This window comes from Fontimonas sp. FW305-C-3, from assembly GCF_058783185.1.
The window spans coordinates 444,187-457,799 of record NZ_JBYSYK010000001.1 but is presented as its reverse complement, the minus strand read 5'-3'; the positions used below and the strand labels follow the sequence as shown (position 1 = coordinate 457,799).

Sequence of the window (13,613 nt, the reverse complement as noted above, 5' to 3'; positions counted from 1 at the left end):
GCCCCTACCGGCCGAAGTGTGACCGGATGCCGCCTGCGCAATCCCGCGTCAGAGCACGTCGTAGAGCTTGAGGCGGTACTCGCGCGTGCGCTCGTCGGCGGCACCGAGCCAGTCGAACAGATCGACGAGGCGTTTGCGCGCGATGTCTTCCTCGAACTTGCGATCGAGCCGCACCGCTTCGATCAGCTGATCGAGGGCGCCGCCGATGTTGCCGCTCGCGAGTTGCCGCGCAGCGTCGAGGTACGGCGCTTTCGCCGGAGACGCCGGCAGGTCGGCGCCGGGTTCGCGCATGAAGGCAAGCACGCGACGGATCGCCTGGCCGTCGGCATATTCCTTGTCGGTTTCGACGATGCCGCCGAGGAAATGTTCGACCGCCGCCGGATCGTCGAGCAGCAGCAATCGTGCAAGACGCAGGCAGGCCGCGCCCCGTCGCGCCGGATCGGCGGTCGCCTGCTGCAGCAGTTCCAGCGCGACATCGACCTGGCCTTCGGCAAGCAGTGCGTCGGCATCCGCAATCGGATCGGTCGGCGGCGGCGGCAAGGCTTTCTCGAGGAACTGCTCGATCGCCGCCTGCGGCTGCACGCCGGTGAACTCGGTGGCGACGCGGCCGCCGATGATCAGCTTGACGTTCGGTATGCCGCGCACGCCGGCGCGCTGCGCCCATTCCTGCTGCTCGTCGACATTGACCTTGGCAAGCACGACGCGGCCGCTGTACTTGCGCACCGCCGCCTCGATCGCTGGCGTCAGGACCTTGCAGGGCTCGCACCAGGGCGCCCAGAAATCGACGAGGACCGGAATCTGCTGCGAGCGCTCCAGCACCTCGCTCGGAAAATCGCGGACGTCGTAGATGTCGCTGCCGGCCTGCGGCGCGGAGGATGGATTCAGACTTTGCATGGCCGCTATTCCAGCATGAAAGTGCCATCGATTCACCTGCGATGGCACACTGCGCGGCATCGACCCGATCTTTACCCGACCAGGATCACGCCATGGCGACCCAGCTCAATATCCCCAACTTCATGACCCCGTCCGCCGACATCAGCACCGGAGGGCGCGCGCAGCCGGCCGACCTGCAGCAGGCGCAGGCGCAGGGCGTGAAGACGGTGATCAACCTGTGCCCGATCAGCGAAGACCCCGGCTTCGACGAAGCGGCGCTGGTCGCCTCGCTCGGCATGGAGTACGTCAACATCGCCATCGCCAGCGCCGCCGACCTGACGCCGGCGAAGGCGCGCGAACTGTCGGCCGCGCTCGCCGCGAAGCGCGGCCCGACGCTGGTCCACTGCGCGAGCGGCAACCGCGTCGGCGCGCTGTTCGCGCTGAAGGCGCATCACGTCGACGGCGTCGCCGCCGAGCAGTCGATAGAGATCGGCCGCGCGCACGGCCTCAAGGCGATGGAGCCTGCGGTGCGTCAGCTATTGGGGATCTAGCAGCTCTCTCAAGATCGTCATTCCCGCGAAAGCGGGAATCCAGAGCGGAGGGCGCAGCTGTGCATTCCCTGGATTCCCGCTTTCGCGGGAATGACGTGAAGCAGATTCAGCGGGGTTATTCGCCGAACGCCCAGCCGACGACCAGTGCAACGGTGTCGTCGGCGTCCTTGGCGTCGTCGAGGTTTTCCTCGAGCGCCGCACCGTAGCTGGCCGTGTTCGTGTACTGCAGCGCGAGCTGCAGCGGCCCCAGCGGATGCGTGACGGCAACCAGATAATCGAAGTAGCTGTCGCCGGCGGCATCGTCGAGATCGTAATAGCCGACCTGCAGGTTGACGCCGAACTCGGTCTCGCCGACCGGCAGTTCCGCGCCGGCGCTGTAGTAGAACGCACCTTCGCCGAGGCCGAAGATGTCCGGCGAGTAGGCGACCAGCGCGTTGAAGTATTCGGCGAAACTCAGCGACGCCTGGAACTCGGTGTAGTCGTAGTCGAAGCCGTCGTTGGCGCCCGGATAGATCACGCGCGTCGCCTGCAGGTCCAGCGTCTGCGTGTCGCCCAGCGCAAGCGAATAGCCGAGATAGACGTCGACCTCGGCATCGATGCCGTCGTCCTCGTCGCCGGCGCCGGTGAAATCGACGTTGGTCGCCCAGACGCCAGCGAACAGGCCGGTCTCATGCTGGACGAAGACCTCACCCTGCACCGCCGGATCGCCACCGGTCTGCGAGACGCCGCGCCAGACGTAGTCGGTCATCGCGGCGACGCCGCCGGAGACGGCGAAGGCCGGCTCGGCAGTTTCGTCCTGCGCCCAGGCCGGCGCCGCCAGCAGCGCGCAACACAGGGACAGACCGCACAGGCGGGACGACAGCGGCATCTTCGGCATCGCGGCACTCCGGTGGCTGAATTTTTGCGCACGATACACGGCTTCAAGCCGCCCGGGCACATCCGCGCCGGGCCATATGGGCAGCGCCACGGCCCTGTCGTACCATCCGGGCTGACCCTCGCAACGAAAGGATGCCGCCGTGACCCCGATGCTCCGCCGCACATCGTTTGCCTGTGCCGTCCTGCTGCTCGCCGCCTGCGGCAACAAGCAGGAAGCCGCACCCGCCGCCGGTGAGTCCGCCGCCGCGCCGGCTGCCGAGGAAAAGTTGCTGAATGTCTATAACTGGTCGGACTACATCGCCGAAGACACGATCCAGAATTTCACGACGGCAACCGGCATCAAGGTCAACTACGACGTCTACTCCGAGAACGAAACACTGGAGGCCAAGCTGACCGCCGGCAGCTCCGGCTACGACCTCGTGTTCCCGTCGGCACGGCCGTTCGCGCAGCGCCAGGTCAAAGCCGGTCTGTACGCGACGCTCGACAAGAGCAAGCTGCCGAACTGGTCGCATCTCGACCCGGCCGTGCTCAAGGGTCTTGAGGACGTCGATCCGGGCAACCAGCATCTCGTGCCGTACATGTGGGGCACGACCGGCCTGGGCATCAACGTCGAGAAGGTCAAGGCCGCGCTCGGCGAGAACGCGCCGCTGGATTCCTGGGCGCTGCTGTTCGATCCGGCCAACGCCGCGAAGCTCGCCAACTGCGGCATCACGATTCTCGACGACGATCAGGAAGCCTTCGGCGCCGCGCTGATCTGGCTCGGCCGCGATCCGAACGCCGGCGCGGCGGATGAAGTCGATGCGGTGAAGAAGGTCTACGCCGCGATCCGCCCGCATGTCCGCACCTTCAACAACGCCGAGTACAAGGACGCGCTCGCCAACGGCGATGCCTGCGTCGTCATGGGCTACTCGGGCGACATCGGCCAGGCGCGCGACGTTGCGGTCGAAGCCGCCGAGAGTGCCGGCAAGCCGGTGCCGGACATCCGCTTTGTGATTCCGAAGGAAGGCGCGCAGCGCTGGATCGACGTCATCGCGATTCCGAAGGACGCCAAGCACCCGCTCAATGCGCACGCTTTCCTCAACACGCTGATGGAACCGAAGGTCATCGCCGCGATCACTGACTTCGTCGCCTACGCCAACGCCAACAAGGACGCGACCGCGCTGATCAATCCGGAGATCGCCAGTGATGCGGGCGTCTATCCGCCCGACGCGGTGCGCGCCAAGCTCGTCGATCCGGTGTCGCTGCCGGAAGCAGTGCAGCGCCAGCGCGTGCGCGCCTGGACCACGATCAAGAGCGGGCAGTAAGGCGTGGTCGCGCCAGCGCGCGCAGCACCGCCGATCGCACCCTGGCTCGACCCGGCGGCGCAGCCCTTCGTCCGCATCGAGGGCGTCACCAAGACCTTCGGCAAGGTCTACGCCTGCGACGACATCTCGCTCGACATCTACCGCGGCGAGTTCTTCGCGCTGCTTGGCGGTTCGGGCTCCGGCAAGAGCACGCTGCTGCGCATCCTCGCCGGCTTCGAGAAGCCGGACCGCGGGCGCCTGCTGATCGACGGCATCGACGTCACCGACATGCCGCCGTACCAGCGGCCGGTCAACATGATGTTCCAGTCCTACGCGCTGTTCCCGCACATGAGCGTCGCGCAGAACATCGCGTTCGGCCTGCAGCAGGACAAGCTGTCGCGCAACGAGATCCGCGACCGCGTGCAGCAGATGCTCGAGCTGGTGCAGATGCCGCAGCTCGGCGGCCGCAAACCGGACCAGCTGTCCGGCGGCCAGCGCCAGCGCGTCGCGCTGGCCCGCGCACTGGCGAAGCAGCCCAAGCTGCTGCTGCTCGACGAACCGCTCGGCGCGCTCGACAAGCGTCTTCGTGAACGCACGCAGTTCGAGCTGGTGAATATCCAGGAGCGCATCGGCACGACCTTCATCATGGTCACGCACGACCAGGAAGAGGCGATGACGATGTCATCGCGCATCGCTGTGATGGACGCCGGGCGCATCGCGCAGGTCTCGACGCCGGCGGCGCTGTACGAGTACCCGGCGTCGAAGTTCGTCGCCGAGTTCATCGGCGGCATCAACCTGTTCGAAGGCCGCGTGCTATCGCACGACGAGGCCACCGGCCTGGCGAAAGTGCAGTGCGAATCGCTCGGCGCGACGCTGCTGGCACGGCATGCCGACCCGATCGCCGTCGGCACCGCCGTCAACGTCGCCGTGCGTCCCGAGAAGATCGACGTCCACGAGCAGCCACCGCAGGCCGACAATCTCGTCAGCGGCAAGGTGCGCGACATTGCGTATCTCGGCGACGTCTCGATCTACCACGTACAGATCGCCGCCGGCGCGACCGTCAGCGTGCAGGAGACGCATGTCGAACGCAGCTCGGCGCCGCACTATGAGTGGGACACCGGCCTGTGGCTCAGCTGGCCGGCGACCGCGGCGGTCGTGCTGACGACATGAGCGCCGCGAGCGGCGGCCTCTGGAGTTTCTGGGCGGAAGTCGTCCGCAACCTGTTCGGCTGGTTCCGCGCCGTCGGTACGGAGTTCCGCACCCAGCGCGGGCGCTTCATCGTCAAGCTGCTGCCGATGCTGTGGCTCGGCCTGTTCTTCGCCGTGCCGTTCTTCATCGTTGCCAAGATCAGCTTCGCCGAAGCCGTGTTCGGCCAGGCGCCGCCGTACACCTCGCTGATCGAACGCGCCGAGAACGGCGCGATCAGCCTGCGCCTGCACGCGGCGAGCTACGCGATGCTGCTACAGGACCCGCTGTACGTCGCGGCCTATCTGCGCTCGCTGCTGTTCGCGAGTGTGTCGACGCTGTTGTGCCTGCTGATCGGCTACCCGATCGCCTACGGCATCGCGCGCGCGAAACCGGCGGCGCGCCTGGTGCTGCTGATCGGCGTGATCCTGCCGTTCTGGACCAGCTCGCTGCTGCGCACCTATGCGCTGATCGGCATCCTCAAGGCCAACGGCTGGCTGTCGGCCACCCTGGGTTCGCTCGGCCTGATCGAGCCGGGCAGCGCGATCCTGCACACCAATCTCGCGGTCTACATCGGCATCGTCTACAACTACCTGCCGTTCATGATCCTGCCGCTGACGGCGACGCTGATGCGGCTCGACTTCACCTTGCTCGAAGCCGCCGCCGATCTCGGCGCGCGGCCGATGCAGGCCTTCGCGCGCATCACGCTGCCGCTGTCGATGCCCGGCATCATCGCCGGCTGCCTGCTCGTGTTCATTCCGGCGGTCGGCGAGTTCGTGATTCCGGATCTGCTCGGCGGACCGGACGCACTGACGATCGGCCGCGTGCTGTGGACCGAGTTCTTCACCAATCGCGACTGGCCGCTCGCCGCCGCCGTCGCGATCGCGATGCTGCTGCTGATCGTGATCCCGACGCTGATCTTCGAGTACCTCGAGAACCGCCGCGAGAACCCGGAGCTGCGCTCATGAAGCGCAAGGCCTGGCCGCTGTACACGGTGATGGCGCTCGGCTATGCGTTTCTCTACGTGCCGATTTTCTCGGTGATCGTCTATTCGTTCAGCGGCTCACGCCTCGCGACAGTCTGGGGCGGCTTCTCGACACGCTGGTACGTCGAGCTGTTCGGCAACGAACAGATCCTCGCCGCGCTCGGCCGCAGCGTCACGATCGCTGCGGTCAGCGCGACCGCCGCCGTGCTGCTCGGTACCGCGAGCGGACTCGCGCTATCGCGCTTCGGCCGCTTTCCGGGCCGCGGCATATTGAGCCTGATGAACTCCGCGCCGATGGTCATGCCGGACGTCATGCTCGGCCTGTCGTCGCTGCTGCTGTTTGTCGCGCTGCAGCAGGCGACCGGCTGGCCGCAGCGCGGCATGGGCACGATCATGCTCGCGCACATCACGCTGACCGCCTGCTACGTCACCGTCGTCGTGCGCTCGCGCCTGAGCTCGCTGGACCTCAGCCTCGAAGAAGCCGCGATGGATCTTGGTGCGCGGCCCTGGCGCGTGTTCGTGTTCATCACGCTGCCGCTGATTGCGCCGGCGCTGCTGGCGGGTTGGTTATTGGCATTTACGCTGTCGCTCGACGATCTCGTCATCGCGAGCTTCACATCAGGTCCCGGCGCGAGCACGCTGCCGATGGTGATTTATTCGAAGGTCAAGCTCGGGGTGACGCCGGAGGTTAATGCGTTGGCGACGCTGATCGTTACGGCGGTGGCACTTGGCGTGGCGGTTGCTGGTTTCGTGATGCACAGACAGGCGCGGCGCAGTGAGGGATAGGCGCCATGCTGGGATTACATCCCAGCCTACGGTTCAGCCGGCCTGTAGGCCTGTAGGCTGGGATGAAATCCCAGCAACCTCACTCCCAATCCTCCCTCATAGGCGGCGCCGCCCAATCGCTGGCATAGAACCCGCGCTGCACCCATCGATGAAACGATGAATACGGCCACTCCCGTGCAGCTGCGACATACCCATGCTTCACCGGATTGAAATGAATGTAGTCCGCATGCCGTTCGAAGTCGCGATCATCACGGATCGCATGCTCCCAGTAGCGCCGCTGCCAGATGCCACGCTCGCCGCGCCGCTGCCGACTCGATGAGATGCTTTCGGTCTTCGCCAAGCTACGCGAGAAGCGCGCCTTGATCAGTTGCCAGCGATTCGAGTAATCCGCATCGCCTGGCGGCAAGGTCCACAAGCAATGCAGGTGCTCGGGAAGAACGACGACAGCGTCGATCGTGAACGGATGATCGCGTTGCGTCAGGCGGAAGGCTTCGCGCAGAGCGTCGATGTAATCGACCAACAGGCTGCTTTTCCTGCGTTCCGCGAGGTTGACGGTGAAAAAGTAGGTGCCGCCGGCGATCCGAGTGCGGGTGTAGGTGCGCATGCTTGGGGCGGTGCTGGGATTCCGCTGCGCTTCATCCCAGCCTACGGGTTCTTGACTGCGGCGAGCATGCGGTCTGGTACGTCGGTGAAGATGCCATCGACGCCGACGGCGCGCAGACGCTTCAGCTCGTCGACGTCGTTGACGGTATAGACGTTCATCCGTAGCCCGCGCTGATGCGCGTCGGCGACCAGCTTGGCGTCGACGAACTCGTTGGAGATGTTGAGGCTGCGCGCACCGAACTCACCGGCGACGCCGGCCCAGTCGAGCGGCACGCCGCAGTACAGCACGCCGAGCGGCACCTGCGGCAGCAGTTGCTTGAACTCCCACAGCTCCGGCAGATGGAACGACGAGACGGTCAGCTTGCTCGGCGGCCAACCCTCGGCGAGATAGTCGCGCAGGCAATCGGCGACGGCCGCGGCGCAGCCGTTCCAGGTCTTGAGTTCGATGTTGACGCCGACGCGCTGTTCGACGAGGTCGAGCACTTCGGACAACGTCGGCACCGGTTCGCCGCGACCGGCGTCGAGCTGGCGGATCTGCACGGCGCTGAGGTCGGTCAGCAGTCCCTTGCCGTTGGTCGTGCGGTTGACCGTGAGGTCGTGCATCACCCACAGCTCGCCGTCGTGGTGCTGCACGTCGATCTCGATCCAGCCGGCGCCGGCGCGGATGCCGGTGTCGATCGACAGCAGGGTGTTTTCCGGCGCCAGGCCTGCGGCGCCGCGATGGCCGATGATGGTGAATTCGCGCGGGGTGGTCATGACTGCTCCGTCTTCGCGATGGTCCCGCCCTAGCCTACTCGCCTTTGCGCGCTCAGTCGTCGGCGATCTTGATGATCTTCATCTCGTTGGTGCCGCCGGAGCCGGTGCCGTCGCCCTTGGTCAGCAGCACGCGGTCGCCGGCATTGAGCGCGCCGCGGGTACGCAGGCAATCGATCGCCTCGGCGACCTGGATGCGGCTGTCCGGCGCGCTGTGCGAGAAACCGACCGGGTAGACGCCGCGGCACAGCGTCATGCGGCGGCGCGTCTTGTCGTGGCGGGTCAGTGCATAGATCGGGATCTGCGTGTCGGTGCGCGACAGCATCAGCGCGGTGGAACCGGATTCGGTCAAGGCCACCACGGCGTGCGCGTTCATCTGCTGCGCGGTCCAGGCGGTCGCCATCGCGATGGCCTCGTCGGTGCGCGTGAAGTGCGAGTCGTTGCGCTTGACGTCGCGCTGCGGCAGGTGCTGCATGCTCGACTCGGCGCCGATACAGACGCGCGACATCGCCTGCACGGTCTTGACCGGATACTTGCCGGCCGCGGTCTCGGCGGACAGCATCACCGCGTCGGTGCCGTCCATGACGGCGTTGGCAACGTCGAGCACCTCGGCGCGGGTCGGGATCGGATTGGTGATCATCGACTCCATCATCTGCGTCGCGGTGATCGCCATTTTGTTCTGCTCGCGCGACTCGGCAATGATGCGCTTCTGCCAGCCCGGCAGCTCGGCATCGCCGATCTCGACGCCCAGATCGCCGCGCGCGACCATCACCACATCGCTCGCCGCGATCAGCTCGCGCAGCACCGGCAGCGCTTCGGCGCGTTCGATCTTGGCGACCAGCGCGGCATCGCTGCCGGCTTCGCGCACCAGCGAACGCGCCAGCTCCATGTCGGCCGCCGAGCGCGGGAACGACACGGCGATGAAGTCGACATCGAGCGCCGCGGCGGTCTTGATGTCTTCGCGATCCTTGTCGGTCAGTGCCGCGGCGGACAGCCCGCCGCCCTGCTTGTTGATGCCCTTGCGGTTCGACAGCCAGCCGCCGATCAGTACCGTGCAGACGATGCGGGTGAGGTCCACCGCGTCGACGCGCATCGCGATCGCGCCGTCGTTGAGCAGCAGCGTGTCGCCGGCCACGACGTCCTGCGGCAGTTCCTTGTAGGCGCAGCCGACCACGTTGAGGTCGCCGGCATTCTTGTCGAGCGCGGTATCGAGCACGAAGGTCTGGCCGTCGAGCAGCTCGACCGGGCCGTTGCTGAAGGATTCGATACGGATCTTCGGCCCCTGCAGGTCGGCGAGGATGCCGACGACCATGCCCAGTTCGGCCGCGGCTTCGCGGACCATCGTCGCGCGCTGCGTGTGGTCCTGGACGCTGCCGTGCGAGAAGTTGAGCCGCACCGCATCGACTCCGGCTGCCAGCATCTTGCGCATCTTGGCCGGGTCGTCGGTGGCGGGGCCGAGGGTGACGAGAATCTTGGTACGACGTTGCATGCGTTGGTTCTCAATACATCAATACAATGGCGACCTGCCGAGCCTCTGCACGGATCGCGCCGTGCCGGCGATGCCCTTAGTGTAGGCCTCGCCGGTGACGCTTGTAGCCCCCGAAAACACCCATAGCCGCGAAGGATGCAACCATGACGACGATCGGAACCCCGCTCTCCACCGGCGCGACGCGCATGCTGCTGCTCGGCAGCGGCGAGCTGGGCAAGGAAGTAGCGATCGAGGCGCAGCGCCTCGGCGTCGAAGTGATCGCCGTCGACCGCTATGCGAATGCACCGGCGATGCAGGTTGCGCACCGCTCGCACGTCATCGCGATGCTCGACGGCGCCGAGCTGCGTCGCGTCGTCGAACTCGAGAAGCCGCATCTGATCGTCCCGGAGATCGAGGCGATCCACACGCCGACCTTGCTGGAACTCGAAGCCGAGGGCTACACCGTCGTGCCAACCGCGCGCGCCGCGCGCCTGACGATGGATCGTGAAGGCATCCGCCGGCTGGCCGCCGAGGACCTCAGCCTGCCGACCTCGCCGTACCGGTTCGCCGACACCTACGAGGAGTACGTCGCGGCGGTCGACAAGATCGGCATTCCCTGCGTCATCAAGCCGGTGATGTCGTCGAGCGGCAAGGGCCAGTCGACGGTCAAGTCGGCGTCCGATGTGCAGAAGGCCTGGGATTATTCGCAGGCGGGCGGGCGCACCGGTGCCGGCCGCGTCATCGTCGAGGGTTTCGTGCCGTTCGACTACGAGATCACGCTGCTGACGGTGCGCCATGCGGGCGGCACGAGCTTCTGCGCGCCGATCGGCCATCTGCAGATCGACGGCGACTACCGCGAATCCTGGCAACCGCACCCGATGAAGCCGGCCGTGCTGAAAAAGGCCGAGGCGATTGCCGAAGCGGTGACCGGCGCGCTCGGCGGCCGCGGCCTGTTCGGTGTCGAGCTGTTCGTCCGCGGTGAAGAGGTCATCTTCTCGGAAGTCTCGCCGCGCCCGCACGACACCGGCCTGGTCACGCTGATCTCGCAGGACCTATCGGAGTTCGCGCTGCATGTGCGCGCGATCCTCGGCCTGCCGATTCCTGCGATCCGCCAGCAGGGCCCGGCGGCGTCCTGCGCGCTGCTGTTCGAAGGCGATCACAAGGTGCCGACGTTCAGCGGCCTCGCCGCTGCGCTGGCCGAGCCGGATACCCAGCTGCGCCTGTTCGGCAAACCCGAGATCGTCGGCAAGCGCCGCATGGGCGTGACGCTGGCGCTGGCTGCCGACGTTGAGGCGGCGCGCGCGAAAGCACGGCAGGCCGCGGCGGCGATCAGCGCGGGGAACTGACCCCGGATCAGGCGGCCGTCGGCTGCGCGCTGCCGGGCGGTTTCGGCGCGCTCGCGGCGACGATCGGCTCTGCCGTGATGACCTCGGCCACCTTGCCGTCCGGTGTGATCGCCGGGAACAGGCGCTTGAGCCGGTTGATCGGCCCTTCGACCAGGCGTCGCGACAGGTCGCCGACGATGACACTGGCGACGATCGCCGCTGCTTCGATGTACAGGCCATGCGGCAGGTCGAGCATCTGCGCCAGCGTGCGGAAAACCGTGAACACCTGGTCCTGGAACAGATAGACCGCGAGGCTGATCTCGCCCATGTAGATCAGCGGCTTGATGCTGACCGCGCGGCGCACGAATTCCAGCTGGCCGCTGCGGAACAGGCCGATGACGCCGCCTGCCAGCAGCGACGCGAAGAACACGTTCACCGTCCAGTCGCCATGGGTCAGGATGTCGCTGTAGGCCTTGATCTCGACGTAGCCGTCGGCGACGTACCGGCCGCAGACCAGAACGCCGGCGACAAAGGCAGCGGCATAGATCCACACCGCGCCCCGGCGGAAGCGTTCGCTGCGATGGGGCAGGCTTTCCTGCAGCAGCGCCATCGCGCTGCCGACGGCAAAACCGTCGCCGCGCGTCAGCAGCAGGTTCAGCGCGTAACCCGCCTCGCGCATGTAGAAGCCGATCGCCACCAGCGCGACGCAGAACGCCAGCATGACGCCGCGCCGGCCGCGCGCCAGCATGATCAGCGCCGGCCACAGCAGGTAATACTGCTCCTCGACGGCGAGCGACCAGCTTGGGCGGAACCACAGCGCGTACTGGTACAGATAAGCGGTTTCGCCAGGCTGCCAGTAGCCTTCGGAGAACTGCAGGAAGAACAGCGTCTTCCACCAGATCATGTCGCCGTACAGTTCCGGCTGGCGCAGCTTGAACGCGACCCAGATCGCGAACGCCGAGGCCAGCGCGAGGAAGTACACCGGCCAGATGCGGATCGTGCGGCGGATCAGGAAGTTGCGGATCGCGATCGGCTGGGTCAGGTCGATACGCAGCAGGATCGTTGTGATCAGGAAGCCGGACAGCGTGAAGAAGCCTTCCATCGCCAGCCAGCCCCAGAACAGCTGGACCGGGAAGGCGTGATGCAGCAGTACGATGCAGGCAGCAACGCCACGCAGGCCGTCCAGCTCGGAAATTCGGGAATGCTTCAAATCTGCCCCACCTGCAGCGACCCTGGTCTTGTGTGCGCCACCGGCCCCGGACGTCAGTCGATGCGCATGTTACTTGTAGGTCAATTTACAGTTACTTGTAGGCAACTGTCGATGCAAGCGGCAGCGCTCGACACCGGCCTGTCATCCGGCGGCGCCAGACTTTGCAGATGACTCGTTCGATCGTTTCGCCGGATCGGCGCCGCCTGCTGCTGGCCTCGGCGGGCCTGCTGACCCTGGGCGCCTGCGCGACACGCAACGGTCCCGCGCCACGGCCGGGCGAATATCCGTTCACGCTCGGCGTCGCCAGCGGCGATCCGCAGGCCGACGGTTTCGTGATCTGGACCCGGCTGGCACCGCAGCCGCTCGGCGGCGGTGGCATGCCGGCGGCAGCGGTCGAGATCGACTGGGAGGTCGCGGCCGACGAGCGCTTTCGCGATATCCGGCTGGCCGGCCGCGCGCTGGCGGAGCCGGACTGGGCGCATTCACTGCATGTCGAAGTCGCCGGCCTCGAACCCGACCGCTTGTACTGGTATCGCTTTCGCTGGGCCGACGCCGTCAGTCCGTCCGGTCGCGCCCGCACCGCGCCGGCCGCCGGCAGCACGCCGGCCGGCCTGCGCTTCGCCTACGCGTCGTGCCAGCACTACGAGCAGGGGTACTACTCGGCGTATCGCCACATGGTCGGCGACAACCCAGACCTGATCCTGCATCTGGGCGACTACATCTACGAGTCGTCGACAAAGAATCCTTTGCGCCCGCACGAAGCCGGCGAGCCGTACACGCTGGACGAGTACCGCAACCGCCACGCCTGCTACCGGCTCGATCGCGACTTGCAGGCCGCGCACGCCGCCTGCCCCTGGCTGCTGTGCTGGGACGACCACGAGGTCGACAACGATTACGCCGGCAGCCACAGCCAGGACTTCGATCCGGCCGAGCGCTTTCTCGCGCGGCGCGCTGCCGCCTATCGCGCGTACTGGGAACACATGCCGCTGCGCCTGCATGCGCGCCCGCGCGGTGCCGACATGCCGCTCTATCAGCGCAGCGCCTTTGGCGATCTCATCGCCTTTCACGTGCTCGACACCCGCCAGTACCGCGACGACCAGGCCTGCCCGCTGCCGCAGGCCGGCGGCGGCCGGCTGGTGACCGACTGCGCCGCGCTGGCCGATCCCGCGCGCAGCATGCTTGGCGCCGCACAGGAGCAATGGCTGCTCGACGGCCTGAGCCGCAGCGGCGCCCGCTGGAATGTGCTCGCGCAGTCGATGCTGATGGCACCGCTGGATCAACTGGTGGGCCCCTCCTACGGCAGCTGGACCGAGGGGTGGACCGGCTATGCGCCGGCGCGCCAGCGCATCCTCGACCGGCTGGCCGCGGCGCGGACCGCGAACCCGGTCGTCATCGGCGGCGACATCCATTCCTTCTGGGCCAGCGAGCTGTCGCTGGCGCCAGGCACGGTGCCGGTCGCCACCGAATTCACCGGCACTTCAATCAGTTCGTCCGGCGTGCCTTATGAAGCCTTTGCGGCGATCCTGCCGGAGAACCCGCATGTGAAGTTCTTCGACAGCCGGCAGCGCGGCTATGTGCAGTGCCGGGCGACGCCGCAACGACTGGAGGTCGATTTCCGGGTGGTGGCCGATGTCCGCGACCCCGCCTCGACGGCGGCGACGCTGCGCCGCTTCGCTGTCGAATCGGGCCGCGCCCGGGTGCTCGCCGCCTAACGG

The 13,613-nt window shown here is 66.9% G+C and carries 13 protein-coding genes; 7 read left to right on the top strand and 6 right to left on the bottom strand.

What is annotated here, in order from left to right; all coding sequences use genetic code 11:
- Window positions 1-48 precede the first annotated feature (48 nt).
- Entirely contained in the window at window positions 49-894 is an 846-nt protein-coding gene (locus AC3WUF_RS02100) for a tetratricopeptide repeat protein (RefSeq protein ID WP_492421932.1), read from the bottom strand.
- Window positions 895-986: 92 nt separating this feature from the next.
- On the opposite strand from AC3WUF_RS02100, the gene AC3WUF_RS02095 reads away from it, so the two are divergent.
- Window positions 987-1,424, top strand: coding sequence for a protein tyrosine phosphatase family protein (locus AC3WUF_RS02095; RefSeq protein ID WP_492421930.1), 438 nt, complete (start codon window positions 987-989; stop codon window positions 1,422-1,424).
- Window positions 1,425-1,539: 115 nt separating this feature from the next.
- Here AC3WUF_RS02095 and AC3WUF_RS02090 read toward each other — a convergent pair whose 3' ends face one another.
- Window positions 1,540-2,301, bottom strand: a complete 762-nt coding sequence (locus AC3WUF_RS02090) for a TorF family putative porin (protein WP_492421928.1) — start codon at window positions 2,299-2,301, stop codon at window positions 1,540-1,542.
- Window positions 2,302-2,449: 148 nt separating this feature from the next.
- Between AC3WUF_RS02090 and AC3WUF_RS02085 the strand changes: the two genes are divergently transcribed.
- The 4 genes from AC3WUF_RS02085 (at window position 2,450) to AC3WUF_RS02070 (ending at window position 6,539) form a co-directional block, all read left to right on the top strand.
- Complete coding sequence (locus AC3WUF_RS02085) at window positions 2,450-3,604, top strand: polyamine ABC transporter substrate-binding protein (RefSeq protein WP_492423535.1); 1,155 nt, start codon at window positions 2,450-2,452, stop codon at window positions 3,602-3,604.
- A 3-nt stretch (window positions 3,605-3,607) separates the two neighbouring features.
- Window positions 3,608-4,753: an ABC transporter ATP-binding protein gene (locus AC3WUF_RS02080; protein WP_492421926.1), complete on the top strand. Its 1,146-nt coding sequence runs from the start codon at window positions 3,608-3,610 to the stop codon at window positions 4,751-4,753.
- Between the two features lie 125 nt (window positions 4,754-4,878).
- Entirely contained in the window at window positions 4,879-5,736 is an 858-nt protein-coding gene (locus tag AC3WUF_RS02075) for an ABC transporter permease subunit (RefSeq protein ID WP_492423533.1), read from the top strand.
- Window positions 5,733-6,539 carry an ABC transporter permease subunit gene (locus tag AC3WUF_RS02070; protein WP_492421924.1) on the top strand — a complete coding sequence of 269 codons (807 nt, stop codon included), beginning with the start codon at window positions 5,733-5,735 and terminating at the stop codon, window positions 6,537-6,539. The genes AC3WUF_RS02075 and AC3WUF_RS02070 overlap by 4 nt, the downstream gene beginning before the upstream one ends.
- A gap of 79 nt (window positions 6,540-6,618) precedes the next feature.
- On the opposite strand, the gene AC3WUF_RS02065 is transcribed toward AC3WUF_RS02070, so the two are convergent.
- Genes AC3WUF_RS02065 through pyk form a run of 3 tightly spaced genes read right to left on the bottom strand, consistent with a single transcriptional unit; the run spans window position 6,619 to window position 9,384 of the window.
- The gene (locus tag AC3WUF_RS02065; RefSeq protein WP_492421922.1) at window positions 6,619-7,143 is read right to left on the bottom strand and encodes an REP-associated tyrosine transposase; all 525 of its coding nucleotides are present in this window, start codon (window positions 7,141-7,143) and stop codon (window positions 6,619-6,621) included.
- Window positions 7,144-7,184: 41 nt separating this feature from the next.
- Window positions 7,185-7,898: a glycerophosphodiester phosphodiesterase gene (locus tag AC3WUF_RS02060; protein WP_492421920.1), complete on the bottom strand. Its 714-nt coding sequence runs from the start codon at window positions 7,896-7,898 to the stop codon at window positions 7,185-7,187.
- A 52-nt stretch (window positions 7,899-7,950) separates the two neighbouring features.
- A complete protein-coding gene (gene pyk, locus AC3WUF_RS02055) occupies window positions 7,951-9,384 on the bottom strand; it encodes a pyruvate kinase (RefSeq protein WP_492421918.1) in 1,434 nt (477 codons plus the stop codon).
- A 143-nt stretch (window positions 9,385-9,527) separates the two neighbouring features.
- Between pyk and purT the strand changes: the two genes are divergently transcribed.
- Complete coding sequence (gene purT, locus AC3WUF_RS02050) at window positions 9,528-10,709, top strand: formate-dependent phosphoribosylglycinamide formyltransferase (protein ID WP_492421916.1); 1,182 nt, start codon at window positions 9,528-9,530, stop codon at window positions 10,707-10,709.
- A gap of 7 nt (window positions 10,710-10,716) precedes the next feature.
- On the opposite strand, the gene AC3WUF_RS02045 is transcribed toward purT, so the two are convergent.
- Entirely contained in the window at window positions 10,717-11,898 is a 1,182-nt protein-coding gene (locus AC3WUF_RS02045) for an acyltransferase family protein (protein ID WP_492421914.1), read from the bottom strand.
- Window positions 11,899-12,065: 167 nt separating this feature from the next.
- On the opposite strand from AC3WUF_RS02045, the gene AC3WUF_RS02040 reads away from it, so the two are divergent.
- A complete protein-coding gene (locus AC3WUF_RS02040; RefSeq protein WP_492421912.1) occupies window positions 12,066-13,610 on the top strand; it encodes an alkaline phosphatase D family protein in 1,545 nt (514 codons plus the stop codon).
- The last annotated feature ends 3 nt before the right edge of the window (window positions 13,611-13,613 follow it).